The organism is Roseobacter sp. HKCCA0434 (assembly GCF_032464675.1).
In the GTDB taxonomy this organism is placed as follows: Bacteria; Pseudomonadota; Alphaproteobacteria; order Rhodobacterales; family Rhodobacteraceae; genus Pontivivens.
In genome coordinates this window covers 15,424-39,923 of sequence record NZ_JAWDKL010000010.1, presented here as the reverse complement: position 1 = coordinate 39,923, position 24,500 = coordinate 15,424, and the positions used below count along the sequence as shown (strand labels likewise).

The window sequence follows — 24,500 nt, the reverse complement described above, 5'->3', positions numbered from 1 at the left end:
TTTTCGGAGGACACATGAAGCGCAAGGTCACCAAAGCCGTCTTTCCCGTCGCTGGCATGGGGACACGGTTTCTGCCGGCGACGAAGTCGATCCCGAAGGAGATCATGACGCTCGTCGACCGGCCCCTCATCCAATACGCGATCGACGAGGCGCGGGAGGCGGGGATCCGCGACTTCATCTTCGTGACCGCGCGCGGCAAGCAAAGCCTCGAGGACTATTTCGACAGCGCGCCCGAGCTCGAGAAATCGCTGCGCCAGAAGGGCAAGAAGGACCTGTTGCAGGAGCTCAAGCGCACCGACATGGATTCTGGCGCCATCGCCTATGTCCGCCAGAAGGAGGCGCTCGGCCTCGGCCACGCGGTCTGGTGCGCGCGGCGTCTGATCGGCAACGAGCCTTTCGCGGTGGTCCTGCCCGATGACGTGATCCACGGTGGACGGGCGTGCCTCGCCGACATGGTCGAGACCCATCGCGAGACCGGCGGCAACGTCGTCGCCACGATGGAGGTCCCCAAGGAGAAGGTGTCGTCCTACGGCGTGCTGGGCTTCGACGAGGATGACGGCAGCCGCGTGCGCGCGACCTCGATGGTCGAGAAGCCGGCGGCGGAGGATGCGCCGTCCAACCTTGCCGTCATCGGGCGCTACGTGCTGACGCCTCAGGTCCTGCAGAACCTCAACCGCAAGGAGCGCGGGGCGGGCAACGAGATCCAGCTGACCGATGCGATCGCCAAGGAGATCGACGGCGAGACGGGGGTCTACGGCCAGCGATTCGAGGGGCAACGCTACGATTGCGGATCCAAGGCGGGCTATTTGCAGGCCACCATCGCCTTCGGCCTCGCCCGCGACGACTTGCGGGCCGAGCTGAGCGATTTCATCGCCAATCTGGACCTGAGTGCCGGGGCGGACGCGGCGGCCGATATCTGATCCGATGACCGGTGTGGTGGTCGATCTGACGCGCAGCTTCGCGCGGCTGGGTCGCACCGTCCCGACCGGAATCGACCGGGTCGAAGCGGGCCTGCATGCCGCGATCGGGCGCTTGCCGATCTATCGCGGCGCGGTGGTTCGCTCGGGTCGTTCGGCTTGGCACCTGCCCCCGTCGTCTGAGGGTGTCGGGCTTCCTTCCGCAGCGCCATCTATGGACCTGCCCGCACGGATGCAGCCCTGGCGCGATGCGTACAGGCGCCGGGCCGAGACCGCGCTGCGTCGCAGCCACGGACATCCGCAAGGCTTGGCCTCCGCGGCACAAGGCGAACGGGGCACCTGGCTTCTGAGCGCGGGGCACAACGTTCCCGCCGAGGCCGACCTCGCCGCTTGGCGGAGTGCGGGCGGCAGGTTCGCGGCGATCGTCCACGACCTCATCCCGCTGACGCATCCGCACTATTGTCGGGCCCGACCAACGCGGGCCTTCGGGAACGCCATGACGCGCGTGGCCCGCCATGCCGATCTGGTTGCGCATTTCACCCCGACGGGGCTGCAGAAGTGGCGGGACAGGTTCGCGGTGCCGGATGGACAGATCCACATTGTCACGCCGATGGGCGCGACGGACCTGCCCGTCATCTCCGCCGACAGGAGTGCGGAGCGAAGCTTCCTGATGGTCGGCACGGTGGAGCCGCGGAAAGGACATGACCGGATGGTCGCCCTGTGGCCACGGCTCGACCCTTCCGCCGTGCTGACCGTGATCGGGACGCGAGGCTGGGCCAACCCCGCGCTGCTCGAACGGCTGGGTTCGGGTGACCCGCGCATTCGTTTCAAACCGGATGCCGATGATCGGGAGCTGGCCCACGCCTACGCGACCAGTACGGCCCTGCTCTTCCCGTCACGGGCCGAGGGTTACGGGCTGCCGGTGATGGAGGCGCGTCGATGCGGCCTGCCGGTCATCTGCTCCGCCCTGCCCGAACTGCACGATCTGCACGGCGACGCGCTCATCTATTGCGAGACGGAGGACGACTGGGTTAGAGCCATCGACGCCGTGTCGCCGCGCCCGGCCCCCGTCCATTGGCCCGGCTGGGACGAGGCCGTCGGTCCCCTGCTCGATGCGATGTCACGATGTTGAAGCTGCGCCTGACACGGAAACTGCTGTTGCGGGCACGGCGACGCCGATTGCAACTGCGCGCCCTGCGCAAGTCGCGCGAACTGCGACCGGTCGCCGACCGAACCGATCGGATCGCGCCGCGCGATATCCTCGTCTTCGTGACCTTGCGAAACGAGATCGAGAGGCTGCCCTTCTTCCTCGACTTCTACCGCAATGTCGGCGTCCATCATTTCCTCGTCGTCGACAATGGCTCCACCGATGGCAGCGGAGACTATCTTCAGGCGCAACCGGATGTCTCGGTCTGGCACAGCACGGCGAGTTACCGGAAAGCCCGATTCGGGTGCGACTGGCTGAATGCCTTGCTGGCGCGTTACGCGGTGGGGCACTGGGCGCTGACCGTCGATGTGGACGAGTTCCTCGTCTACCCGCACGCGGATGTCCGCCCCATCAGCGCGCTGACCGACTGGCTCGATTCATCATCCATCAAGTCTTTCAGTGCAATGCTCGTCGACATGTACTCGCGCGAGCCGATCTCACAGCTGTCCTACCGACCGGGTCAGAACCCTTTCGATCTGCTGTCCTGGTTCGATCCGGGCAATTACCTGATCCGCCGCGATCGCAAGTTCGGGAACCTGTGGATCCAGGGCGGGCCGCGGATGCGCGATATCTTCGCCCACGACCCCGCGCTGGCCCCCGCACTGAACAAGATCCCGCTGGTCAAATGGCGGCGGGGCTACGTCTATGCCAGCTCCACGCACAACCTCCTGCCGCGCGGATTGAACCTCGTCTTCGACGAATGGGGCGGGGAAAAGCCATCGGGCTGCCTTCTTCACGCCAAGTTTCTGGATTTGTTGGATAGTAAGGCGAAGGAAGAGCAGCAACGTCGCGAACATTATGCTGGCGGGCGCGAATTCGACGCCTATAAACGAACCATCGCGACCGGCGAAACTTTCTGGACCGAGGCTTCGTTGGAATATGAGGGATGGCGACAGCTCGAGGAGCTCGGGTTGATGTCGTCGGGGGGATGGATCTGAAGGGACGCGTTTGACACTCGGTATCTGCATCATGGCTCACGTCCACCTTTACAGGGTGGCCGAACTGGCGCGATTCCTCGTGTCGGAAGGCTGCCGCGTGGTGGTGCATGTCGATGCCAAGACGCCGGACGCGGAGTTCACGGCCCTTGCCGCTGACCTCGCCGATACCGAAGTGGCCCTCGCGCCACGTCACGTCTGCGAATGGGGCATGTACTCCCTGCACGAAGCCGGGCTCGAAACCGCGCGCTACATGATGGAGCGGTTCGAGGATGTGAACCATGTCAGCCTGATCAGCGGCTCGTGCCTTCCCATCCGACCGATCGCCGAGCTTCGCGATCACCTGTCTCGGCATCCCGATTCGGATTTCGTCGAGAGCCGACTGCTGGGCCAGGATGACTGGGTGCAGAACGGGCTCTCCGACGAGCGGTTTACCCTCTATTTCCCGTTCAGCTGGCAACGGCAGCGCTGGCTGTTCGACAGGTTCGTCGACCTGCAGCGCCGTCTGCGGATCCGGCGGCGGATCCCCCAGCATCTTGACCTCGCGCTCGGGTCGCAGTGGTGGACACTGACGCGCGAGACGCTGAGGCGCATTCTGGACGATCCGCTGAAGGACGAGACCGACAGCTTCTTTCGCAAGTGCTGGATCGTCGACGAAGCCTACGTGCAGACGCTGGCGCGTCGACATTCACGTGACTTGAGATCCGAATCGCTCTGCTTGACCGAGTTCGACCCGCAGGGCAAACCGTTCACGTTCTACGACGACCACGCCCATCTTCTGACCGGCTCGGACAAGTTCTTCGCGCGCAAGGTCTGGCATGGGGCGAGCGGCCTCTACAACAAGTACCTCTACGGCGTCGATCCGCTGGCCATCGCGCGCCGCCCGCGTCGTGAGACTCTTGCAGACGTGATCGACATCGGGCGGACCAAGCGGTGCGTTGGGCGGCCCGGCCTGCTCAACCAGTCGCGGTTTCCCGTGCAGGCGTTCGAGCAGCAGCATGCGACCGCGCGGCCCTATCTCGTGCTCGACGGGTTCGACGAGCTCTACGTCGACATCGCGCGCTGGCAGAACGCGCAGGGTCTCGATCTGGCGCACGGGCGCGTCTTCCGACCCGAGCAGGTCGAATTCGCCGCGAACCAGCGTGTGCTTCCCGGCGGCATGATCGCCAATCCCAAGATCCGCGACTGGAACAGCCCGCAATTCCTGACCAACCTGATCTGGCACCAACGCGATCGTCAGCAAAGTTTCCTGTTCCACGTCTCCGACAGCACCCGGATGGCCTCGTTCATCCTCAAGGATCCCAACGCGCAGGTCCTGTTCATCGAAGGCGCGTGGATGCTCGGGGCCGCCATGTCCCCGGCGGAACAGCCCTCCGAATTCCGCCGACGCGTCATGCGGCTGAAACTGCTCGAGGCCAAGCACAAGGCGGAGATCGAAAGCGCATCGACCCGCGCCACCGTCCACCGGTGGAGCCTTCGCGACATCATGTCCAATCCGGCCAAGCCCCTTGAAACGCTCGCCGCCCTGATCGAAGATCGCGGACAGGCAGGGCTGGGGGCGCTTCCGGCGCTCAGAGCGGAGCATGGCATGGACGAACTGGTCTATCGGCTGGAAAGCGAAGGGGTCGAAACCGGCCTGCGCCGCGGTAGTCGTAGGCGATCCTCCACGATGCGATCCAACTCGGCCTGATGGCCGCAGGGCGCTTTCGCTATTTCTGCGTGCTGGGCGCGATGCGGACGGGCTCGAACCTGTTGCAGCGGACGCTCGACCAGTTTCCCGACATCAGCTGCCACGGGGAATTGTTCAATCCCGGCTTCATCGATCGGCGCGGGGTCGACGAGATGTTCGGCGTCACGCGGGTGGAACGCGATGCCGAGCCCGAGCGGCTGATCGATGCCATGATCGCCCAGGCGGGCGACGGCGTCCTGCCGGGCTTCCGGTTGTTCGAGGATCATGACCTGCGCGTGCGTGCCCGTGTCATCGGCGATCCGCGGGCGGCCAAGATCGTTCTGCGCCGCAACCCGCTCGACAGCTTCGTGTCGCTGAAGATCGCGCAGCAGACCGACCAATGGATGCTGACCCGCCTGCGTGCCCGCAAGACCGCCAAGATCCATTTCGATTTGGCCGAATATCGCGAATACGTCGAACGGCTGGACCGGTTTCACGAGAAGGTCTGCCTCGATTTGCGGGTCGGGGGCCAGACGGCCTTCACGATCGCCTATGACGAGGTGCAGAACTTCGACCTGATCAACGGGCTCGCGGCCTGGCTCGGCGTGGAAGGACGGCTCGACGAGATCGCGGAAACGCTTCAGCGACAGAATCCCGGACCGCTGGAGGAGAAGGTCGAGAACTACGCGCAGATGGTCGAGCAACTGCGCGACAGCGGATCCGTCGTCACCGGCCCAACCGGCTCGAACGCCCGCGCGAACGGCGTCCGCTTCCTCAACATCGCTGCCGCAGCACCGGTCCTCTACGCCGCGATCCCCGGTGGACCCAACGAGGCCATCCTAGACTGGTTGAGCCAACTCTCGGGGCACGAGGAGACGGTGACCGTTCCCACCAACCGCAAGGTCCTGACGGACTGGCAGAAGGCGCAGCCCGATCACCTTTGCTTCACGGCGCTGCGCCATCCTCTCCTGCGGGCCTATTCGGCCTTCATGGACAAAATATTCGGAATAGGGGACGACGGATTTCCGCATATCCGCGCCTATCTGGTAGATCACTTCGGCCTGATGCTGCCCGAAGCGGACATGACCGATCGCGAAGCGATGGCCGCCGTCGGCTATGACGCGCAGGCACATGCGCGTGCCTTCCTGTGTTTTCTGACCTTCTTGCGCGCGAACCTCGCAGGGCGCACGCCGATGCGGGTCGACGGGCTCTGGGCGCCGCAGCAGGATTTCGTCGAAGGGTTCTCCGGCACCGTGACGCTGAGCCTGATCCTGCGCGACGACGACCTTCTGACCGGGGCCGCCTATATCAAACGGCGGTTCAAGCTGCGGCAGGCGCGCAACGCGGTGCTGCGCACGCCGGATCCCGACCATGTATTCGCGCTGTCCGAGATCCACCAGCCCGAGATGGACGACTTGGCCCGTGCGGCCTATGCGCGCGATTTCATGCAGTTCGGGTTCCGCGACTGGGCCGAGTATCAGGCCGCGCGCGAGGCCATCGGTTCGGTGAGGATCGAGTAGAGCGCCGCGACATCCTCGGTCGAGCGCAGCTTCTCGCAGACCTGCGGATCCCTGAGGGTCCGCGACACGCGGGCGAGCGCGCGCAGATGTTCCGCGCCCGCTTCGAGCGGAGCGAGTAGCATGAACACCAGATCGACGGGCCGACCGTCGACCGCATCGAAATCGACCGGTTTTTCGAGGCGGGCGAAGAAGCCGACCACGCGGTCGAGACCGTCGAGGCGTGCATGGGGGATGGCGACGCCCGCCCCCATGCCGGTCGGCCCCAGCGCCTCACGCGCCTGCAGCGCGTCGAGGCAAGCGGTCGCGTCGACCTCGTCGAGACGCATCGCGGCGAAGCCGGACATTTCCTGCAGCAGGCGTTTCTTGCTGCCGATCTTCAGGGCAGCTTGCACGTTCTGCGCGCCAATAATATCCGACAGCTCCATTCGAGCGTACCTTCAATCCGTTCGCGTGATAACTCAGGACATCGTTCGGGGATCTATCCAGCCGACATTCCCATCGTCGCGGCTGTAAACCACATTCACGCCACCATGTGAAGTGTTGCGAAAGACAAGGAAATTGCGCTCCATCAGCTCCATCTGCATTACGGCCTCGCCGACCGAAAGTGTCATGACGGGCGTCTTGGTCTCGGCCACGATGACCGGCTGCAGGTCCTCGGGCTCATTATCTTCCGCGAAGTCGGGATTGGCGATGACATAGGAGGGCGCGCCGATCATCTCGATCGGGTCCTGACGGTCCTTGTGATGGTCCTTCAACCGCCGCTTGTAGCGGCGCAACTGCTTTTCCATCTTGTCGGCGGTCGAATCGAACGCGCCGTAGATCTCGTGCGCGCGGGCCGAAGCCTGCGTCGTCATCCCGGTCGACAGGTGGACGGTCGCGTCGCACTTGTACTCATGCGCATCCTTGGAAAGCGTGACGACGGCCTCGGTTGCGCGGCCGGCATACTTGCCCGCCAGTTCCTCGATCCGGTCCGAGACGTGCCCGCGCAGGGCGTCGCCGATGTCGATATGCTTTCCAGTGACCTGAATGCGCATGTAAGTCCCCTTTCTTGATGGAAGCGCCGCAAGACGCGCGACGCAATGGACATCCCTACATGATAGTGCGCGCGCGGGCGCTGCGTAGAGATTCGTGTTCACCTCATCGACCGGGTCGCGCCGCCAGCCTCCGACGCTGCATCGAGGACGGGATCCCCATCAGGTCGCGATATTTCGCCACCGTCCGGCGCGCGATCCGCACCCCGTCCTCGGTCAGCGCGCGCACGAGCGCATCGTCGCTGAGAGGCCGGCCGGGATCCTCGCCCTCGATCAGACGGCGCAGTCGGGCCTGCACGGCCGCTGGCGCGTAGCCGGATTTCTGCGTGGTGTCGGGCACGCCCTGCGCAAAGAAGCCGCGCAGGGGCCGCAGGCCGTGCGGCGTCGCCATGTACTTGTTGGCCACGGCGCGGCTGACGGTGGATTCGTGGATCCCGACCTCTGCTGCGAGCGTGGCCATGGACAGGGGCCTGAGCGCGATATCCCCCGTTTCGAAGAACGCGGTCTGGTGGCGCAGGATCGCGCGGGAGACCTTGAGCACCGTCCCCGCCCGCTGCTCCAACGCGCGGGTCAGCCAGCTCGCGTTCAGACGGCAGGTCGCGACGAAGCGTGCGGCGTCCTCGCCCGTCGCCGCGACCTCGGCGGCATAGGTTTCGTTCACAAGGACCCTGGGCAGCGTGTCGGGGTTCAGCGTGATGCGCCAGACGTCCTTCGCCTTCGTCACCAGCACGTCCGGCGCGACGATCGGCGCGGTCGCCTCCGCCGAATAGGCAAACCCCGGTTGGGGATCGAGCGTGCGCAGGATGGCGAGCCGCTCGTCCAGTGCCTCGGGCGCGAGGCCGGTCGCGGCGATCAGCCCGGCCCGGTCGCCGCGTGTCAGCCGCGCGAGATTCTCGCACAGCGTTCGGAATGGCGGATCGAGCAGTCCCCGGTCGTCGAGTTGGAGGGCGAAGCACTCACCCAGGCTGCGCGCGCCGACCCCCGTGGGATCGCAGGCCTGGACCAGCGCCAACCCCGCGGCCGCCTGGCCGGGACGCAGATCGTAGCGGCGCGTCAATTCGTCGAGACCGACCGGCAGGCGACCGTCGGGCGACAACTCGTCGACGATCAGCTCGGCGACGGCGCGCACGGCGGCACGTGCGCGCATCCCGCCGATCTGCGACAGCAGGTGCCCGCGCAGCGTCACCTGTTCCGCGATGCTGGCGGCCCGGTCGAAATCCTCGCCGCCCGACATCATCGAGGGACCGGAAGCGGGCCTCGGGCGTTCCATCTCCAGGATCGGGTTGCGATCGACCTCCTCGGCCACCCGGTCGTGCAGATCGGTGGCAGACAGCTGCAACAGGGCAATGGCCTGGGCGAGCTGCGGCGTCAGGCGAAGCTGCTGGCTCTGCGTGAGGTCGAGACGTTGCGACAGCGACATGCCGGTCAGCCTAGCACGAAACGTGCTAGGCCGTCACAGCCGGAATCCCTCGCCAAGGTAAACGCGGCGCACATCCGCATTGCCGATCACCTCCTCCGGCGTGCCGCTCATCAGCACGGTGCCGTCATGCAGGATGTAGGCACGGTCCACGATTTCGAGCGTCTCGCGCACGTTGTGATCGGTGATCAGCACGCCGAGGCCACGCTCACGCAGCTGGCTGACGAGGCCGCGGATCTCGCCCACCGCGATCGGGTCGACCCCGGCGAAGGGTTCGTCGAGCAGCACATAGGAGGGCCGCGCCGCCAGACAGCGCGCGATCTCGGCCCGGCGCCGCTCTCCCCCCGACAGGGCCACGGCGGGCGTGCGTCGCAGGTGGGTGATCGAGAACTCCGCCAGCAGCTCGTCCAGCTGCTGTTCACGCCGGTCGCGCTTGGGCTCGGTCAGTTCCAGGATCGCGCGGATGTTGTCCTCGACCGACAGGCCGCGGAAGATCGACGCCTCCTGCGGAAGGTATCCCACGCCCAGTCGCGCCCGGCGGTACATCGGCAGGCGCGTCGCGTCGGTGCCGTCGATCGTGATGGTCCCCGCGTCCGGCATCACCAGACCCGTCACGGAATAGAAGCAGGTGGTCTTGCCCGCCCCATTGGGACCGAGCAGCGCGATCACCTCACCGCGTTTGAGATCGAGGCTGATGTCGCGCAGCACCGGGCGCTTGCGATACGCCTTGCCGAGATTACGGACCTGAAGGCCGCCCGTGTCGGGCGTGTCGTCGAGCATCCGCGGTCACTCGCCGCCGGGGACGAAGACGGTCCGCACGCGCCCCTCGAACTCGCCCGTTCCCGCGTTGAGGTCGATGCGCATGGATTGAGAGCTGAGCGCGCTCTGCCCCTGGGTCAGCAGCACGTCGCCCTGCATGGTCAGGATGCCGCTGTCCACGTCGTAGACCGCCTGCTGGCCCTCGGCCGCTTCCGTCCCGCTGGACAGAAGGACGTTGCCATCTGCCTCCAGCCGGGAAACGTCGCCGCTCGCCTCGTCGTAGCGGACGGTCATGCGGTCGGCCTGGAGGGTCAACGTGCCCTGGATCACCTCGACATTGCCCTCGAACCGCGCGGTCTGCGCCTGCTGGCTGACGCCGAGACGGTCGGACGCAATCTCGATGGGTTGGGAGGAGTCGTGGCGGAAGGTCGAGAAGGGCTGCGACTGCTGCGCGACCGCGGCGGTTCCGGCGAGCGCCAGCAAGGCAAGGGCGAGGGCGTGGCGCATCATCGGTCGGGCTCCTGTCAGTCTGCGTTTGGCTGGATGCTTATCCGAACATCGCCCTCGAACCAAATCATATCCGCCTCCGCACCGTCACCTGTGCGTGCGCTGTCGGCGCGCAATTCACCGCCCTCGAAACGGACCTCCACATCCTCCGGCAGAAGGAGCGAGCGGTCCGCTAAACCGATGCGGGCAATGCTGGTCGAGATCGAATTGCCCGACCCCGTGCGCAGGTCGATGCCGCCGGAGAGCTCCAGCAGATCCGTATCGGGATCGAACGCCCCCTCGCCAGCCGTCAGCTCGACCGGATCGTCCACCCGCTCCAGCCGGCCGGAGATATCCTGCAGGCGGTAGGCACCTTCGGACGGCAAGGCGAACTCGGCCTCGAAGGCATAGGGCGTGCCGTCCGAGGTGGTCCCGGCCAGCCGGGGGCTGAGTACACCCTCATCGAAATCGACCCCTTCGGGCACCGCGCCCAGCAACCCCTCGTCGAAGTCGATGCGATCCTGGTCGATCAGGAAGATCGTGCTGAGAAGCACCACGGCGGCCAATGGCAGGAGGATCTTCGACCAGCGGACGAAGCGCGTATATCCCGGCCCGCGCCGCATGGCTCAGATCACCCCGGCCCGCAGCAGGTCGTGGATGTGCACGATGCCGACGGGGCGGCGGCCCTCGGTCACGAACAGGGTGGTGATTCGGCCCGACATCTGCGCCAGCGCGGCCTCGGCCAGTTCACCTGCGGCAATGGTCCTGGGACCTTCGGTCATCACCTCGCCCGCGCGGCGGTCGAGCAGGCCGTCCATGTTCCGCCGCAGGTCGCCATCGGTGATGACCCCGACCAGATCCTCGCCATCGGCGACGCCCGCGACGCCGAACCCCTTTTGCGTGATGGTCAGAAGCGTCTCGGACATCGGCGTGTCGCGCGCGACCAGCGGCAGGTCGTCACCGGTGTGCATGAGGTCCCCGACCTTGACCAGCCGGGCACCGAGCTTGCCGCCCGGATGGAACACCCGGAAATTCTCGGAAGAAAAGTCGCGTAGCTTCATCAACGCCACCGCCAGCGCGTCGCCAAGTGCCAGCGTCAGCGTGGTCGAGGTCGTCGGCGCGAGACCGTTCGGGCAGGCCTCGGGCGCCTTTGGCAGGACGATCGCCACGTCGGACTGGCGCAGCAGCGTCGAATCGGCCCGGCCCGCCACACCGATCAGCGGAATGGTGAAGCGCCGCGAATGCGCGATGATGTCGCCCAGCTCCGGCGTCTCGCCGGAATTGCTCAGCACGATCAGGCTGTCGGCGGGCGTGACCATGCCGAGATCGCCGTGGCTCGCCTCGCCGGGATGCACGAATTGCGCGGGGGCGCCCGTGGATGCGAAGGTCGCGGCCATCTTGCGCGCGATATGCCCCGATTTCCCCATGCCGGAGATCACGATCCGGCCCTGGGTGGCCAGCAGCACCCGCACCGCCTCGGCGAAGCTCTCGTTCAGCGAGTCCGCGAAGTCGGAGACGGCCGCGCTCTCGATCCGCAAGACGTCGCGACCGGCCTCTATGATGGTTGCGCTATCTCTCATGGCGCTCATCTAGCGTCTCCCCTGCCCGCGGCCAATCTCAGTGCGAGAAGATGTCGACCTCGGGCCAACCGGCCAGATCGAGCGCGGCACGCGTCGGCAGGAAGTCGAAGCAGGCCTGCGCCATGTCCGTCCGTCCCTCGCGCGCCAGTCGCCGGTCCAGTTCCTCGCGCAGCTGGTGGAGGTAGAGCACATCCGACGCGGCATAGGCCACCTGCGCGTCGGTCAATTGGTCGGCGCCCCAGTCGCTCGACTGCTGCTGCTTGGAGATGTCGACGCCCAGAAGCTCGTGCAGAAGGTTCTTGAGCCCATGCCGGTCGGTATAGGTGCGCACCAGCTTGGACGCGATCTTGGTGCAATAGACCGGCGCCGTCATCGCGCCGAACCGGTGCAGCATCACCGCTATGTCGAAGCGGCCGTAGTGGAACAGCTTGAGCACATCCGGGTCGGTCAGCAGGCGCACCAGGTTCGGCGCCTCCGTCTGATCCTGCGTGATCTGCACCAGATGCGCGTCGCCGTCGCCCGCCGACAGCTGCACCACGCACAGACGGTCGCGATGCGGGATCAGCCCCATCGTCTCGCTGTCGATGGCCACCACCGGCCCGAGGTCGAGCCCGTCGGGCAGGTCGTTGCGATGCACATGGTTGGTCACGGACGTCTCTCCTTCGGCACGGGATGCGCTCCCCTACACCAAGCGGGCGGGGCGTACATCGAAAAACGGTGCTCGGGGAAGAGTGGTGCCCAGGAGAGGACTCGAACCTCCACGTCCTTTCGGACACTGGCACCTGAAGCCAGCGCGTCTACCAATTCCGCCACCTGGGCAGGTGTCGTGGAGACGGCGTTTAGACCCGCTCGCGGGGGGTGTCAACGGGATTTGCGGGGAAATTCGAGGACGATCCATCGCGGGCAGGCCTGGGCCCTCGGATCGCCCATTTGGCAGTTCCGCCAAGCCGCAGCTTCGGTTAGGTCCGGGCAACGGAAAGGGAGGTGACGGCATGATCGAGGCCATTCTCTCGGGATTCGGCGTCGGGCTGGGTCTGATCCTCGCCATCGGCGCGCAAAATGCCTTTGTCCTGCGTCAGGGCCTGCGCGGCGAGCACGTCTTCTTCGTGGCCCTGACCTGCGCCGCCTCCGACGCATTGCTGATCGCGGCCGGGGTCGCGGGCTTCGGCGCGATCGCCGAGGCGGTGCCCTGGCTGGAGGGCGTGTTCCGCTGGGGCGGCGCGCTGTTCCTGTTCCTCTACGGTCTGCGCAGCTTTCACGCCGCGCTGACGGCGACCGGGGCGCTGACGCCTGCCGATGCGGCCCCGGTGCGGCTGTGGCCGGTGCTGGCTACCTGCCTGGCCCTCACCTGGCTGAACCCGCATGTCTACCTCGACACGCTGGTGCTGGTCGGGTCGGTCTCGACAGAGTTCGGGGACTCGCGCTGGTGGTTCGGAGCTGGCGCGATCTCGGCCTCCTTCGTGTTCTTCTTCTCGCTGGCTTACGGCGCACGACTTCTGCGCCCGATCTTCGCCCGTCCGTCGGCGTGGCGCGTTCTCGACGCGTTCGTCGGCGGGCTTATGTGGGTGATTGCGGCGAGCCTGGTTCTCTAGCTCCTCTCGCCCGCCCCCTCTTGCCCGATGCGCCCGCGCCCGGTATTTCGGGCGCGACCCGCCATGAGCCTGCCCGAGGAGCGCGCCCCATGACCATGACCCAACCCCTCGCCACCGTGTTCGGCGGATCGGGCTTCGTCGGCCGCTACATCGTGCAGGCGCTAGCCCATTCCGGCTGGCGCGTACGGGTGGCCGTGCGCCGTCCGAACGAGGCGATGTTCACCATGACCTACGGCACGACCGGTCAGGTGCAGCCCGTGCAGGCCAATATTCGCGACGAGGCTTCGACCCGCGCCGCGTTGATGGGGGCCGATCTGGTCGTGAACTGCGTCGGAATCCTGTTCCCCGACGGCAAGCAGAAATTCGATGCGGTGCAGACCGAGGGGGCCGCGCGCATCGCCCGGCTCGCCGCGGCGGAGGGTGTTTCGCGGATGGTCCATATCTCGGCCATCGGGGCGGACATCAATTCCGGCAGCGACTATGCCGTGTCCAAGGCCGAGGGCGAGGCCGCGGTGCTCGAGCATATGCCCGACGCCTATATCCTGCGCCCCTCGATCGTGTTCGGCCCGGAGGACGGGTTCTTCAACCGCTTCGGCAACATGGCCGCGCGGCTCCCCGTCGTCCCCGTGGTGGGTGGGGACACGCGGTTCCAGCCGGTCTATGTCGACGACGTTGCCGATGCGGCGGTCGCCTGCGCCGAGGGCCGTGCGACGCCGGGTGTCTACGAACTCGGTGGCCCGGATATCGAGACCTTCCGCACGTTGATGGAGCGGATCAAGCGCGTGACGCTGCGCCCGCGCCGCGTGTTGATGGGTGTGCCCTTCTGGCTGGCCGGGCTGCAGGGCCGGATGCTCGATCTGCTGCCGACGCTGACCTTCGGCGTCGTGCCGAACTCCATCCTGACCCGCGATCAGGTGCGACTGCTGCGCCATGACAACGTGGTGGGCGAGGACGCGATAGGTTTCGCCGATCTGGGCATCGTCCCGCGCGACATGGACGGGATCCTCGAAAGCTATCTCTGGCGCTTCCGGCCGAACGGACAATATGCGGAGATGCTGGGTTCGGCCAAGAACCTGCGTCACGAATAGGCGATACCCAGCAGGATGACGCCGAGGATCACCCGGTAGATCACGTAGGGCGTGTAGCTGACACGCTCCAGAAACCGCATCATCACCGCGAGCGCCGCCAGTGCGGCGAGCCCTGCCAAGACGGCGGCGATCGCCGCGTCGCGCCACAGATCCGCATCCGCTGCGGGAATGTCCGCACCGATCACGACGGCGGACGCGAGGATCGTCGGGATCGACATCAGCATCGCGATCCGTGCCGCCGGGATGCGGTCATAGCCCAGGAACCGCGCGCCGGTGATCGTGATGCCCGAGCGCGAGGTGCCGGGGATCAGCGCCAGCGCCTGCCACAGGCCCATGATCAGCGCATGTTTCAGCGTCCAGTCGGCGACCTCCCGCCCTCGCTTGCCGATATGGTCGGCGATGTAGAGCAGGATGCCGAAGCCCAGCATCGTCCAGCCGATCACTGTGATCGAACGCATCCCGTCGCTGAGGCCGGACAGCTTCAGGAACAGACCGAACACGATCACGGGGATCGTCGCGATCGCGAGACCGAGCGCGAGGCGACGGGCGGGCGTGTGCCGCCCTCGCAGCAGGTCCGCCGTGCCGCGCAGGGCTTCGGCCACGTCCGCCCGGAAATAGAGGATGACGGCGACCAGCGTGCCGACATGCACGGCGACGTCGAGCGCGACGCCCTGATCTTCGCCGCCCGTCAGCGCGGGCAGCAGAATCAGGTGCCCGGAGGAGGAGATCGGCAGGAATTCGGTGATCCCCTGGATCAGGGCGAGGATCAGCAGGTCGAGAAGGGGCATGAGGGGTCCGGAACCACCGTTAGGACCGGATCGGCCCTAAATACGTGTCAAAAATCGCGCCAATTCCGCGCAGGGAGCCAAATTTATCCGCAATAGGTCAGTCATACTGACTTTATGACGGCAGAGCTCTAGTGTAACAGCCTTTTGGTGGGATGGGGAAGGCTGGAAAGCTCGGCTTTGCGGTCTTGGACCCGTCGGGCCGGATCAGGGCGATCGAACCGGAAGCAGGCGAATCGGGCCGTCCGTGCCGAGCAGTATAGGGGACGAGGGTTATGGCGAAGCAAACGATGCTGAAATTCACCGACGTGCCGCGGCTGATGCCGGAGAAGCGCGCGGCAGAGGCCCGCACGGACGATTTCGACGAGATCTATCGCGAGTTCGCCGACGAGAAGGCCAAGGAGCAGTCCTCGCGCTGTTCGCAATGCGGCGTGCCGTTCTGCCAGTCGCATTGCCCCTTGCACAACAACATCCCCGACTGGCTGAAGCTGACCGCCGAGGGGCGGCTGCGCGAGGCCTACGAGATCAGCCAGGCGACCAACACCTTCCCCGAGATCTGCGGTCGCATCTGCCCGCAGGACCGGCTGTGCGAGGGCAACTGCGTCATCGAGCAGTCGGGCCACGGCACCGTCACCATCGGCTCGATCGAGAAATACATCACCGACACCGCGTGGGAGAAGGGCTGGGTCAAGCCGATCGCACCGAGCACCGAGCGGCCCGAGAGCGTCGGCATCATCGGCGCGGGGCCGGGTGGGCTGGCCGCCGCCGACATGCTGCGCCGCGCGGGCGTGCAGGTGACGGTCTATGACCGCTACGACCGCGCGGGCGGGCTGATGGTCTACGGCATTCCCGGCTTCAAGCTGGAAAAGCACGTCACCGAGCGGCGCAACCAGCAGCTGACCGATGGCGGGGTCGAGCTTCGGCTGAACTGCAATGTGGGCGAGGATATCTCCTTCGAGGAGATCCGCGACACGCACGACGCAGTGCTGATCGCCACCGGCGTCTACAAGAGCCGCGACCTGCGCGCCCCGAACGCGGAGCTGGGCGGGATCGTGCGGGCGATCGACTTCCTGACCGCCTCGAACAAGACGGGTTTCGGGGACCATGTGCCCGAATTCGAGAGTGGCGAGCTGAACGCCGCGGGCAAGAAGGTCGTGGTGATCGGCGGCGGCGACACGGCGATGGACTGCCTGCGCACCTCGATCCGGCAGGGTGCCGAGAGCGTGAAATGCCTCTACCGCCGTGATCGGGCCAACATGCCCGGCTCGCAGCGCGAAACCGCCAATGCCGAGGAGGAGGGCGTCGAGTTCGTCTGGCTGAGCGCGCCCAAGGGCTTCACCGGCGACGAGGGCCAGGTGACGGGCGTGCGCGTCGCGAAGATGCGCCTGGGCGCCCCCGACGCGACCGGACGTCAGAGCCCCGAGGAGATTGAGGGCGCGGACTATACCGAGGATGCGGATCTGGTCATCAAGGCGCTCGGTTTCGAGCCGGAGGACCTGCCGACCTTGTGGAACCAGCCGGAGCTGGAGGTCACGCGCTGGGGCACGATCAAGGCGGATTACCGCACCCACGCGACCGCCATGGACGGGGTATATGCGGTGGGCGACATCGTGCGGGGTGCGAGCCTGGTCGTCTGGGCCATCCGGGACGGGCGCGAGGCGGCGGAGGCGATCCTCGCCCGGTTCGACAACGCGGCGGCGAGCATCGCGGCCGAGTAAAATTTTCTGAACCGAAGCGGCGGGCGATCCGCCGCATCGGGCGGTCTGCGATGCGTATGGCACGCGTATGGCATGCGTATGGCAGATCGGCGGGCACGGGGCCTGTGGCGGGACGGCGACAGGTCAGGCAGGCAGACCTTGTTTTGGCAACGCGATCTTAATGGATCGTCAGGAGAGGGAGGACGACATGACGATCGGCACATGTCTTTGCGGCGCAGTCACCGTGACCGTCACCCCGGCGGAGGCCAGCCTGCATGCCTGCCATTGCGAAATGTGCCGCCGCTGGACGGGATCGGCGCTGCTCGCCTTCGCCGTCGCGTCCGACGGTCTGACGAGCGACGGGCCGGTTCGGACCCGCGCGAGCTCCGATTGGGCGGAGCGGGCCTGGTGCGACGAATGCGGATCGAACCTGTGGTATCGCGTGACCGCGCAAGGGCCGCATGAGGGCGACCATCATGTCTCGGCCGGACTGTTCGACGATCTCGAAGCGCTGCCGCTGACCAGCGAGATCTTCCACGACTGCAAGCCGTCGGGCTGGTCCTATGCGCAGGACACCGAAAAGAGGACGCGGGCCGAAGTGCTGGCCGCGTTCGGGGACGGGGCATGAGCTGGATCGACGCCCATCGCACGAGCGGACGGCTGGACGGGCGCTGCCTGTGCGGCGCGGTGCGCATCGTCGTGGACGGGTCGCATGTCGCGGCGGTCAGCGTGTGCCATTGCGGGATGTGCCAGCGGTCGACCGGCTATGCCTATGGTTCTTTCGTGGCCGATGCGGAGGCGGTCACGGTCGAGGGCGCGGTCGCGACCTATGCCTCCACCCCGTTTTCCTCGCGCAGCTTCTGCCCGACATGCGGCTCGCATCTGTGGCTGCGCGACAATGAGGCCGGGGAGTACGAGCTGTTCCCCGGCCTGTTCCCGGCGGCGGCGGAGTTTCCGCTCGTCTCCGAAATCTACACCGATCGCCGCCCGGCCTATGTGCCGCTGGCCGGCGATCACCGCACGAAAACGCAGGCCGAGTACGAGGCCGACAATCCCCATGTCGAAGGAGATGCGTGATGACCAAGTTCGATGAAGCCTGGGTCGAGGGCTACGAGGCGCGCGCCGCGCATCTGGCCGAGAACGGCATGTACCTGCCGGAAGAAGAGAAGGCGAATTGCGGCGTCGGGCTCGTCGTCTCGATCGACGGGAAGCCCTCGCGCCAGGTGGTGCAGAACGGCATCGACGCGCTGAAGGCGATCTGGCACCGGGGGGCGGTGGACGCGGACGGCAAGACCGGCGACGGCGCGGGCATCCACGTGCAGATCCCCGTCTCCTTCTTCCAGGATCAGATCGAGCGGACCGGCCACACCCACAAGGGCGAGCTGATCGCGGTCGGCCAGGTCTTCCTGCCGCGCACCGATTTCGGGGCACAGGAACGCTGCCGCACGATCGTCGAGACCGAAGTCCTGCGCATGGGCTACACCATCTATGGCTGGCGGCACGTGCCGGTGGACATCACCGTGCTGGGCGAGAAGGCGAACGCCACCCGGCCCGAGATCGAGCAGATCCTGATCTCGAACGCCAAGGGCGCCACGGAGGAGGAGTTCGAGCGCGAGCTCTACGTCATCCGCCGCCGCATCGAGAAGGCCGCGGCGAGCGCGCAGGTCAAGGACCTCTACATCTGTTCGCTGTCGTGCCGGTCGATCATCTACAAGGGCATGATGCTGGCCGAGCAGGTGGCGGAGTTCTATCCCGACCTCAAGGACGAACGGTTCGAGAGCGCCTTCGCGATCTATCACCAGCGCTATTCGACCAACACCTTCCCGCAATGGTGGCTGGCGCAGCCGTTCCGGATGCTCGCCCATAACGGCGAGATCAACACGCTGAAGGGCAACCTCAACTGGCTGAAGAGCCACGAGATCCGCATGGCGTCGGCCTATTTCGGGGAGATGGCCGAGGACATCAAGCCGATCGTGGCGCAGGGCGCGTCGGATTCGGCGGCGCTCGACGCGGTGTTCGAGGTGATGGTGCGCGCGGGGCGCAACGCGCCGATGGCCAAGACCATGCTGGTGCCCGAGGCGTGGTCCAAGACCGCGACCAAGATGCCCGAGGCGTGGGAGCAGATGTACGCCTATTCCAACTCGGTGATGGAGCCGTGGGACGGGCCGGCGGCGCTGGCCATGACCGACGGGCGCTGGGTGTGCGCGGGGCTGGACCGCAACGGTCTGCGGCCCATGCGCTATGTCGTGACGGGCGACGGGCTGGTCATCGCGGGCTCGGAGGCCGGGATGGTGCCGGTGGACGAGCTGAACGTGGTGGAGAAGGGCGCGCTCGGCCCCGGTCAGATGCTGGGCGTCGACATGGCCGAGGGGCGGCTGCTGCACGACAAGGAGCTGAAGGACGAGCTGGCGGCCTCGCAGCCGTTTGGCGAGTGGGTCGGGCGGATCACCGATCTCGACGCCATCGCGGCCTCCCAGACCGAGGCGGTGCTGCTGCGCGGCGAGGAGCTGCGCAAGCGGCAGATCTCGGCGGGCTACGATATCGAGCTGCTGGAGCAGATCCTGCACCCGATGGTCGAGGACGGGAAGGAGGCCATCGGCTCGATGGGCGACGACACGCCCCAGGCCGTGCTGTCGAGCCAGTACCGGCCGCTGAGCCACTACTTCCGCCAGAACTTCAGCCAGGTCACGAACCCGCCGATCGACAGCTTGCGCGAGCATCGGGTGATGAGCCTCAAGACCCGGTTCGGCAACCTCAAGAACGTGCTGGACCAGACCGGTGCGCAGACCGAGATCCTGACGCTGGACAGCCCCGTGCTGACCAATGCCCGCTGGGCGCGGATGCTCGACTATTTCGGCGAGAGCTCCGCGGTGATCGACTGCTCCTACGCGAAGGGCGAGCAGATGCGCCCCGCGCTCGACCGGCTGCGCGAAGAGGCCGAGCAGGCGGTGCGCGCCGGCGCGAACCACGTGATCCTGACCGATGAGCATGTCGGCCCGGACCGGATCGGCCTGCCGATGATCCTCGCCACCTCGGCGGTGCACAGCTGGCTGACCTCCAAGGGTCTGCGGACCTTCTGCTCGGTCAACGTGCGCTCGGCCGAATGCGTCGATCCGCATTACTTCGCCGTGCTGATCGGCGCGGGGGCCACCACGGTCAACGCCTGGCTGGCGCAGGATTCGGTCGCCGACCGGATCGAGCGCGGGCTGATGGACGGCCCGCTGTCGGCGGCGATGGACCGCTTCGTCGAGGCGATCAATCAGGGCCTGCTGAAGATCATGGCGAAGATGGGGATCAGCGTGATCTCCTCCTATCGCGGGGGTCTGAACTTCGAGGCGGTGGGGCTGAGCCGGGCGATGTGCGCTGAATTCTTCCCCGGCATGCCGTCGCGCATCTCGGGCATCGGGGTCAGCGGTATCCAGAAGGCGACCACGGCGATCCATGCGCGCGCCTATGCCAGCGGCACCGACGTGCTGCCGGTCGGCGGCTTCTACAAGGCGCGCCGCTCGGGCGAGAGCCATGCCTGGGAAGCGCAGCTGATGCACATGATGCAGGCGGCTTGCGACCGGGGCAGCTACAAGATCTGGCAGGAATACTCGGCCGCGATGCAGGCGCGCCAGCCGATCCATCTGCGCGATCTTCTGGGCTTCAAGCCCGATCGCCAGCCGATCAACGTGGAGGAGGTGGAAAGCATCACCTCGATCCGCAAGAGGTTCGTGACGCCGGGCATGAGCCTGGGCGCGCTGTCGCCCGAGGCGCACAAGACGCTGAACGTCGCGATGAACCGCATCGGCGCGAAGTCGGATTCGGGCGAGGGCGGCGAGGATCCCAAGCACTTCCAGCCCGAGCCGAACGGCGACAACCCGTCGGCGAAGATCAAGCAGGTCGCCTCCGGTCGCTTCGGCGTGACGGCGGAATACCTCAACAACTGCCAGGAGCTGGAGATCAAGGTCGCGCAGGGTGCCAAGCCCGGCGAGGGCGGGCAACTGCCCGGCTTCAAGGTCACGGAGATGATCGCCAAGCTGCGGCATTCGACGCCGGGCGTCACGCTGATCTCGCCGCCGCCGCATCACGACATCTATTCGATCGAGGATCTGGCGCAGCTGATCTACGACCTCAAGCAGATCAACCCCGACGCGAAGGTCTGCGTGAAGCTGGTCGCCCAGACCGGCGTGGGCACCATCGCGGCGGGCGTGGCGAAGGCGAAGGCGGACGTCATCCTGATCTCGGGCCACAACGGTGGCACCGGCGCGTCGCCGCAGACCTCAATCAAACATGCGGGTTTGCCCTGGGAGATGGGGGTGAGCGAGGCGCATCAGGTGCTGAGCCTCAACAACCTGCGGGGCCGGGTCACGCTGCGCACCGACGGCGGCCTGCGCACGGGCCGCGACATCGTGATCGCGGCCATGATGGGGGCCGAGGAATACGGCATCGGCACCGCGGCGCTGATCGCGATGGGATGCATCATGGTGCGCCAGTGCCAGTCGAACACCTGCCCGGTCGGTGTGTGCACGCAGGATCAGGCGCTGCGCGACAAGTTCACCGGCAACGCGGACAAGGTGGTGAACCTCATCACCTTCTACGCGCAAGAGGTGCGCGAGGTGCTGGCGAGCATTGGGGCACGCAGCCTCGACGAGGTGATCGGGCGCGCGGATCTGCTGACGCAGGTCAGCCGCGGGTCGGCGCATCTCGACGATCTCGACCTCAACCCGATGCTGATCGCCGTGGATGAGGAGCGCGACACGGTCTACGACCGCGACAAGCCGCGTCAGGCCGTGCTCGACACGCTCGACGCGAAGATCGTGCGCGACGCCCAGCCCTTCTTCAAGGACGGGGAGAAGATGCAGCTGAGCTATTCGGTCGAGAATACCGACCGGACGGTGGGCACGCGGGTGTCGAGCCATATCGTGCGCCGCTTCGGCATGCGCAACGAGCTGCGGCCGGGGCATCTGACGGTGAAGCTGGAAGGCTCCGCCGGGCAGTCGCTGGGCGCCTTCGCGGCACCGGGGCTGAAGCTGGAGGTCGCGGGCGATGCCAACGACTATGTCGGCAAGGGCCTGTCGGGCGGCGAGATCGTGGTGAAGCCGGTGCTGGGCAGCCCGCTCGATGCCGCGTCGAACACGATCATCGGGAACACCGTGCTCTACGGGGCGACCGCGGGCGCGCTGTTCGCCAACGGGCGCGCGGGGGAGCGGTTCTGCGTGCGCAACTCGGGCGCTGAGGTGGTGGTCGAGGGCTGCGGCTCGAACGGATGCGAGTACATGACCGGCGGCGTCGCGGTGATCCTGGGCTGGGTCGGCGACAATTTCGGCGCCGGGATGACGGGCGGCATGGCCTATGTCTACGACGAGACGGGCGATTTCGACCTGCGCATGAACGACGAGAGCATCGTCGCCGTGCCGGTGGAAAGCGCGCATTGGGAAGCGCAGCTGCGCGGGCTGGTGGAGCGGCACCTGGCCGAGACCGGGTCGCGCAAGGCGGAAGGCATCCTGCGGCACTGGTCGGACGAGGTGACGAAGTTCCGCCAGATCTGCCCCAAGGAGATGCTGAACCGCCTGCCCGCGCCGCTGAGCGACCGGGAAGCGGCGATCCCGGCGGAGTGATGAAAAGGGGCCCGGAGCGATCCGGGCCCTTTCTCTATCCCAGCCAGCCCAGCACCGCGCCGCCCGCCGCGATGCCGAGCACGGCATAGGCCCCGTCGATCAGGGTGAGCATTACCGGGCGGCCGGTATAGAGGTTGTTGAGCGCGATCCAGGGCGTGACGAAGAAGCCGCCGATCATCGCGCCGGTGGTCAGCCCCTCGCCCGTGCCCCGCACGTCGGCGAGGTAGAACATCCACTGCGCGAAACCCATGACGACGAGGATGCAGGCGAAACCGAGCAGGTAGATCACCCTCGGCATCGCCCGCGCCTCCTCCGCCGTGACGCCGGACGCGGCCTGCCAGGGGCGGGCCATCGCGCCGTACCAGGCGGCGCCGACGCCCCAGGTGACGACGGAGGCGATCAGGACGGCGAGACCTCCCATGACGGGCTCCTTCATCGGGTGCGACGCGACGCACTGTGCCGTCCCGCCCCGGTGACTGGCAAGCGCCGGTTCAGTCGAGGCAGGTCACGCCCACCACGGCAGCGGAGGAGGACGGCGCGTTGAAGCTGTCATGCGCGATGTCGCGGGCGTCGAGCAGCTCGTCGATCTCGTCGAGCGTCAGGATAGAGCGCCGCGCGTCGAGGCTGCGCACCATGCCGACCACGCGGTCGTCCGCATCGACCAGCGGCGCGCCGATCAGGCCGTCGAACCCGTCGAAGCGGGCGCGGCCGCGGCCCTCGCCCAGATCGGCGGCCACGGCCTGCACCCGTCCGCCATCCGTCGGACGTCCGATGGCCCGCAGCGCATCGCGGCGGGCCGGCGCGTCGGGCGAGATGGCGAGCCAGGCCGGGGAGTCGTCGCGCGTCTCCAGCACGGCGATCCCGCGGTCCGATCCAGCATGGCGCAGCGTCGCGCGGGTGCCGTCGACGGCGATCCTCTCGCAGCGGCGGGGCAGCAGGGCGCTGGTCAGCACGGTGCGCGGGCCGACATGGAAGCCGCTTTGGGCGCGCGGCACCTCGTCCAGCGTCTCGCGCACCTGCGGCAGGCTGGTCTCGGTCGTGCGGCGCCGGGGCGGGGCCGCGTTGCCCGCGATCCTGCGCAGCGCGCTGTCGCGCCCGATGCCGATCTCGGGCATCTGACCGTAATAGATGCTGCCCGCCAGCGCGTTCATGATGTCGGCATCCGCGCCGCGCACCTGGATCCGCACCGAGACGAGGCTGGTGCCGTCGTCTTGCGTGCGCAGGTAGACGATGTCGCCAGTGTCCAGCGTGGCGGTGGTGATCAGCCGGTTGGACCGGCGCACGGTGTAGGGATCGGCCTCGACCGCGCGGTCGAGCAGGCGGCGATGCGCCCGGTCGGCCTGCGCCTGTGTGGGCCGGGTCAACTCGACCGAGATGCCGCTATCCGAGCCGAAGCGCCCCGCGCCTTCGTTGCGCATCAGCCCCCAGGGCAGGCCCAGCGCCACGTTGGAATTGCCGATGCGCCGGATGTCCCAGTCGCCCAGCACCCGCAGCGCGTCCCATTCCGACACGAAGCGCGCCGCCGATGGCGCGTCGATCACCCGGCGGCCCGTCGCCGCCTCCAGCGAACGGCGGGTGTTCGGGCCCCAGTCGCCGTCGACGAGGCCGTTATATTCGCCCGAATAGGCCAGCAGGGTCTGCACGGCGCGCAGCTCCTCGCGCGGCAGGTCGGCGGGGTCGAGGGTCTGCGCGTTGAGCGGCAGCAATCCCATCAGAAGCATCAGGATCGGGGCGAGCAGGCGCATGGGAACCTCCAAATCTCAAGGGCTTGGGGTTCACCTAGCGCCGTTGCCTCAGGGGTCCACGCCGCCCATCGCGCACAGGATGCGCCATTCCTCGTCCCGCACCGGCTGGACCGAGAGGCGGGAGTTGTTGACGAGCACCATCTCGGACAGGCGCGGCTCGTTCTTGCAGTCGTCGAGCGTGACGGGGGTCGCGAAGGGGGCGATGGCCTTGATGTCCACGCATTCCCAGCGGTCGTCATCGGACTTGGAGTCCGGGTGGGCCTCGGCGATCACCTCGACGATGCCGACGATCCGCTTCTCGTTGACCGAATGGTAGAAGAAGCCGCGTTCGCCGACCTTCATCGCGCGCATGTTGTTGCGGGCCTGGTAGTTGCGCACGCCGTCCCATTCCTCGCCCGCGTCGCCCTTCGCGACCTGGTCGTCCCAGCTCCAGGTGTTGGGTTCGGATTTGAAGAGCCAGTAGGCCATC

General features: G+C 67.0%; 23 protein-coding genes and 1 tRNA gene. 11 read left to right on the top strand and 13 right to left on the bottom strand.

What is annotated here, in order from left to right:
• Positions 1-14 precede the first annotated feature (14 nt).
• Genes galU through RX333_RS08005 form a run of 5 tightly spaced genes read left to right on the top strand, consistent with a single transcriptional unit; the run spans position 15 to position 6,248 of the window.
• On the top strand, positions 15-920 hold the full coding sequence (gene galU, locus RX333_RS08025) for a UTP--glucose-1-phosphate uridylyltransferase GalU (RefSeq protein ID WP_316014408.1): 906 nt from the start codon (positions 15-17) through the stop codon (positions 918-920).
• A 4-nt stretch (positions 921-924) separates the two neighbouring features.
• Complete coding sequence (locus tag RX333_RS08020; RefSeq protein ID WP_316014407.1) at positions 925-2,049, top strand: glycosyltransferase; 1,125 nt, start codon at positions 925-927, stop codon at positions 2,047-2,049.
• Entirely contained in the window at positions 2,043-3,062 is a 1,020-nt protein-coding gene (locus RX333_RS08015; RefSeq protein WP_316014406.1) for a glycosyltransferase family 2 protein, read from the top strand. The genes RX333_RS08020 and RX333_RS08015 overlap by 7 nt, the downstream gene beginning before the upstream one ends.
• Positions 3,063-3,093: 31 nt before the next feature.
• A complete protein-coding gene (locus RX333_RS08010; protein WP_316014405.1) occupies positions 3,094-4,749 on the top strand; it encodes a beta-1,6-N-acetylglucosaminyltransferase in 1,656 nt (551 codons plus the stop codon).
• Positions 4,749-6,248, top strand: coding sequence for a nodulation protein NodH (locus RX333_RS08005; RefSeq protein WP_316014404.1), 1,500 nt, complete (start codon positions 4,749-4,751; stop codon positions 6,246-6,248). The genes RX333_RS08010 and RX333_RS08005 overlap by 1 nt, the downstream gene beginning before the upstream one ends.
• Here RX333_RS08005 and ptsN read toward each other — a convergent pair.
• The 9 genes from ptsN to RX333_RS07960 form a co-directional block, all read right to left on the bottom strand.
• Positions 6,206-6,673 (bottom strand): PTS IIA-like nitrogen regulatory protein PtsN, encoded by a 468-nt coding sequence (ptsN, locus tag RX333_RS08000; RefSeq protein WP_316014403.1) that lies wholly within the window; start codon positions 6,671-6,673, stop codon positions 6,206-6,208. The two genes, RX333_RS08005 and ptsN, sit on opposite strands and share 43 nt — an antisense overlap.
• Positions 6,674-6,706: 33 nt before the next feature.
• Positions 6,707-7,282, bottom strand: coding sequence for a ribosome hibernation-promoting factor, HPF/YfiA family (gene hpf, locus RX333_RS07995; protein ID WP_316014402.1), 576 nt, complete (start codon positions 7,280-7,282; stop codon positions 6,707-6,709).
• A 103-nt stretch (positions 7,283-7,385) separates the two neighbouring features.
• Entirely contained in the window at positions 7,386-8,699 is a 1,314-nt protein-coding gene (gene rpoN / locus RX333_RS07990; protein ID WP_316014401.1) for an RNA polymerase factor sigma-54, read from the bottom strand.
• A 33-nt stretch (positions 8,700-8,732) separates the two neighbouring features.
• Positions 8,733-9,476: an LPS export ABC transporter ATP-binding protein gene (lptB, locus tag RX333_RS07985; protein WP_316014400.1), complete on the bottom strand. Its 744-nt coding sequence runs from the start codon at positions 9,474-9,476 to the stop codon at positions 8,733-8,735.
• 6 nt (positions 9,477-9,482) lie between these two features.
• Entirely contained in the window at positions 9,483-9,965 is a 483-nt protein-coding gene (gene lptA, locus RX333_RS07980) for a lipopolysaccharide transport periplasmic protein LptA (RefSeq protein ID WP_316014399.1), read from the bottom strand.
• 14 nt (positions 9,966-9,979) lie between these two features.
• A complete protein-coding gene (locus tag RX333_RS07975) occupies positions 9,980-10,564 on the bottom strand; it encodes a hypothetical protein (RefSeq protein ID WP_316014398.1) in 585 nt (194 codons plus the stop codon).
• Between the two features lie 3 nt (positions 10,565-10,567).
• Positions 10,568-11,521, bottom strand: coding sequence for a KpsF/GutQ family sugar-phosphate isomerase (locus RX333_RS07970; RefSeq protein WP_316014473.1), 954 nt, complete (start codon positions 11,519-11,521; stop codon positions 10,568-10,570).
• A gap of 37 nt (positions 11,522-11,558) precedes the next feature.
• On the bottom strand, positions 11,559-12,170 hold the full coding sequence (locus RX333_RS07965; RefSeq protein ID WP_316014397.1) for a ribonuclease D: 612 nt from the start codon (positions 12,168-12,170) through the stop codon (positions 11,559-11,561).
• Between the two features lie 83 nt (positions 12,171-12,253).
• Positions 12,254-12,340, bottom strand: a tRNA-Leu gene (locus RX333_RS07960).
• A gap of 173 nt (positions 12,341-12,513) precedes the next feature.
• On the opposite strand from RX333_RS07960, the gene RX333_RS07955 reads away from it, so the two are divergent.
• Both RX333_RS07955 and RX333_RS07950 read left to right on the top strand, forming a co-directional pair.
• Entirely contained in the window at positions 12,514-13,113 is a 600-nt protein-coding gene (locus RX333_RS07955) for a LysE/ArgO family amino acid transporter (RefSeq protein WP_316014396.1), read from the top strand.
• An 89-nt stretch (positions 13,114-13,202) separates the two neighbouring features.
• Complete coding sequence (locus tag RX333_RS07950) at positions 13,203-14,201, top strand: complex I NDUFA9 subunit family protein (protein WP_316014395.1); 999 nt, start codon at positions 13,203-13,205, stop codon at positions 14,199-14,201.
• Here RX333_RS07950 and RX333_RS07945 read toward each other — a convergent pair.
• Positions 14,192-14,989 carry an undecaprenyl-diphosphate phosphatase gene (locus RX333_RS07945; RefSeq protein WP_316014394.1) on the bottom strand — a complete coding sequence of 266 codons (798 nt, stop codon included), beginning with the start codon at positions 14,987-14,989 and terminating at the stop codon, positions 14,192-14,194. The genes RX333_RS07950 and RX333_RS07945 overlap by 10 nt on opposite strands.
• Positions 14,990-15,261: 272 nt before the next feature.
• Here RX333_RS07945 and RX333_RS07940 point away from each other — a divergent pair, with 272 nt between their 5' ends.
• The 4 genes from RX333_RS07940 to gltB all read left to right on the top strand — a co-directional run bounded on the left by RX333_RS07940 (position 15,262) and on the right by gltB (position 22,286).
• Positions 15,262-16,704, top strand: a complete 1,443-nt coding sequence (locus RX333_RS07940; RefSeq protein ID WP_316014393.1) for an NAD(P)-dependent oxidoreductase — start codon at positions 15,262-15,264, stop codon at positions 16,702-16,704.
• A 187-nt stretch (positions 16,705-16,891) separates the two neighbouring features.
• Entirely contained in the window at positions 16,892-17,311 is a 420-nt protein-coding gene (locus RX333_RS07935) for a GFA family protein (RefSeq protein WP_316014392.1), read from the top strand.
• A complete protein-coding gene (locus RX333_RS07930) occupies positions 17,308-17,760 on the top strand; it encodes a GFA family protein (RefSeq protein WP_316014391.1) in 453 nt (150 codons plus the stop codon). Before RX333_RS07935 ends, RX333_RS07930 begins: the two co-directional genes overlap by 4 nt.
• Positions 17,760-22,286 (top strand): glutamate synthase large subunit, encoded by a 4,527-nt coding sequence (gene gltB, locus RX333_RS07925; RefSeq protein ID WP_316014390.1) that lies wholly within the window; start codon positions 17,760-17,762, stop codon positions 22,284-22,286. Before RX333_RS07930 ends, gltB begins: the two co-directional genes overlap by 1 nt.
• 34 nt (positions 22,287-22,320) lie before the next feature.
• On the opposite strand, the gene RX333_RS07920 is transcribed toward gltB, so the two are convergent.
• From RX333_RS07920 to RX333_RS07910, 3 genes are all read right to left on the bottom strand, one after another.
• Positions 22,321-22,707, bottom strand: coding sequence for a DUF1761 domain-containing protein (locus tag RX333_RS07920; protein ID WP_316014389.1), 387 nt, complete (start codon positions 22,705-22,707; stop codon positions 22,321-22,323).
• Positions 22,708-22,777: 70 nt separating this feature from the next.
• Positions 22,778-24,031, bottom strand: coding sequence for a serine protease (locus RX333_RS07915; RefSeq protein ID WP_316014388.1), 1,254 nt, complete (start codon positions 24,029-24,031; stop codon positions 22,778-22,780).
• Between the two features lie 48 nt (positions 24,032-24,079).
• Positions 24,080-24,499 carry an EVE domain-containing protein gene (locus tag RX333_RS07910; RefSeq protein WP_316014387.1) on the bottom strand — a complete coding sequence of 140 codons (420 nt, stop codon included), beginning with the start codon at positions 24,497-24,499 and terminating at the stop codon, positions 24,080-24,082.
• Between the last annotated feature and the right edge of the window lies 1 nt (position 24,500).

Excerpts from the sequence above, each read along its gene's own strand:
- galU (WP_316014408.1), top strand. The coding sequence starts at position 15 with ATGAAGCGCAAGGTCACCAAAGCCGTCTTTCCCGTCGCTGGCATGGGG.
- RX333_RS08020 (WP_316014407.1), top strand. The coding sequence starts at position 925 with ATGACCGGTGTGGTGGTCGATCTGACGCGCAGCTTCGCGCGGCTGGGT.
- RX333_RS08015 (WP_316014406.1), top strand. The coding sequence starts at position 2,043 with ATGTTGAAGCTGCGCCTGACACGGAAACTGCTGTTGCGGGCACGGCGA.
- RX333_RS08010 (WP_316014405.1), top strand. The coding sequence starts at position 3,094 with ATGGCTCACGTCCACCTTTACAGGGTGGCCGAACTGGCGCGATTCCTC.
- RX333_RS08005 (WP_316014404.1), top strand. The coding sequence starts at position 4,749 with ATGGCCGCAGGGCGCTTTCGCTATTTCTGCGTGCTGGGCGCGATGCGG.
- ptsN (WP_316014403.1), bottom strand. The coding sequence starts at position 6,673 with ATGGAGCTGTCGGATATTATTGGCGCGCAGAACGTGCAAGCTGCCCTG.
- hpf (WP_316014402.1), bottom strand. The coding sequence starts at position 7,282 with ATGCGCATTCAGGTCACTGGAAAGCATATCGACATCGGCGACGCCCTG.
- rpoN (WP_316014401.1), bottom strand. The coding sequence starts at position 8,699 with ATGTCGCTGTCGCAACGTCTCGACCTCACGCAGAGCCAGCAGCTTCGC.
- lptB (WP_316014400.1), bottom strand. The coding sequence starts at position 9,476 with ATGCTCGACGACACGCCCGACACGGGCGGCCTTCAGGTCCGTAATCTC.
- lptA (WP_316014399.1), bottom strand. The coding sequence starts at position 9,965 with ATGATGCGCCACGCCCTCGCCCTTGCCTTGCTGGCGCTCGCCGGAACC.
- RX333_RS07975 (WP_316014398.1), bottom strand. The coding sequence starts at position 10,564 with ATGCGGCGCGGGCCGGGATATACGCGCTTCGTCCGCTGGTCGAAGATC.
- RX333_RS07970 (WP_316014473.1), bottom strand. The coding sequence starts at position 11,521 with ATGAGAGATAGCGCAACCATCATAGAGGCCGGTCGCGACGTCTTGCGG.
- RX333_RS07955 (WP_316014396.1), top strand. The coding sequence starts at position 12,514 with ATGATCGAGGCCATTCTCTCGGGATTCGGCGTCGGGCTGGGTCTGATC.
- RX333_RS07950 (WP_316014395.1), top strand. The coding sequence starts at position 13,203 with ATGACCATGACCCAACCCCTCGCCACCGTGTTCGGCGGATCGGGCTTC.
- RX333_RS07945 (WP_316014394.1), bottom strand. The coding sequence starts at position 14,989 with ATGCCCCTTCTCGACCTGCTGATCCTCGCCCTGATCCAGGGGATCACC.
- RX333_RS07940 (WP_316014393.1), top strand. The coding sequence starts at position 15,262 with ATGGCGAAGCAAACGATGCTGAAATTCACCGACGTGCCGCGGCTGATG.
- RX333_RS07935 (WP_316014392.1), top strand. The coding sequence starts at position 16,892 with ATGACGATCGGCACATGTCTTTGCGGCGCAGTCACCGTGACCGTCACC.
- RX333_RS07930 (WP_316014391.1), top strand. The coding sequence starts at position 17,308 with ATGAGCTGGATCGACGCCCATCGCACGAGCGGACGGCTGGACGGGCGC.
- gltB (WP_316014390.1), top strand. The coding sequence starts at position 17,760 with ATGACCAAGTTCGATGAAGCCTGGGTCGAGGGCTACGAGGCGCGCGCC.
- RX333_RS07920 (WP_316014389.1), bottom strand. The coding sequence starts at position 22,707 with ATGGGAGGTCTCGCCGTCCTGATCGCCTCCGTCGTCACCTGGGGCGTC.
- RX333_RS07915 (WP_316014388.1), bottom strand. The coding sequence starts at position 24,031 with ATGCGCCTGCTCGCCCCGATCCTGATGCTTCTGATGGGATTGCTGCCG.
- RX333_RS07910 (WP_316014387.1), bottom strand. The coding sequence starts at position 24,499 with ATGGCCTACTGGCTCTTCAAATCCGAACCCAACACCTGGAGCTGGGAC.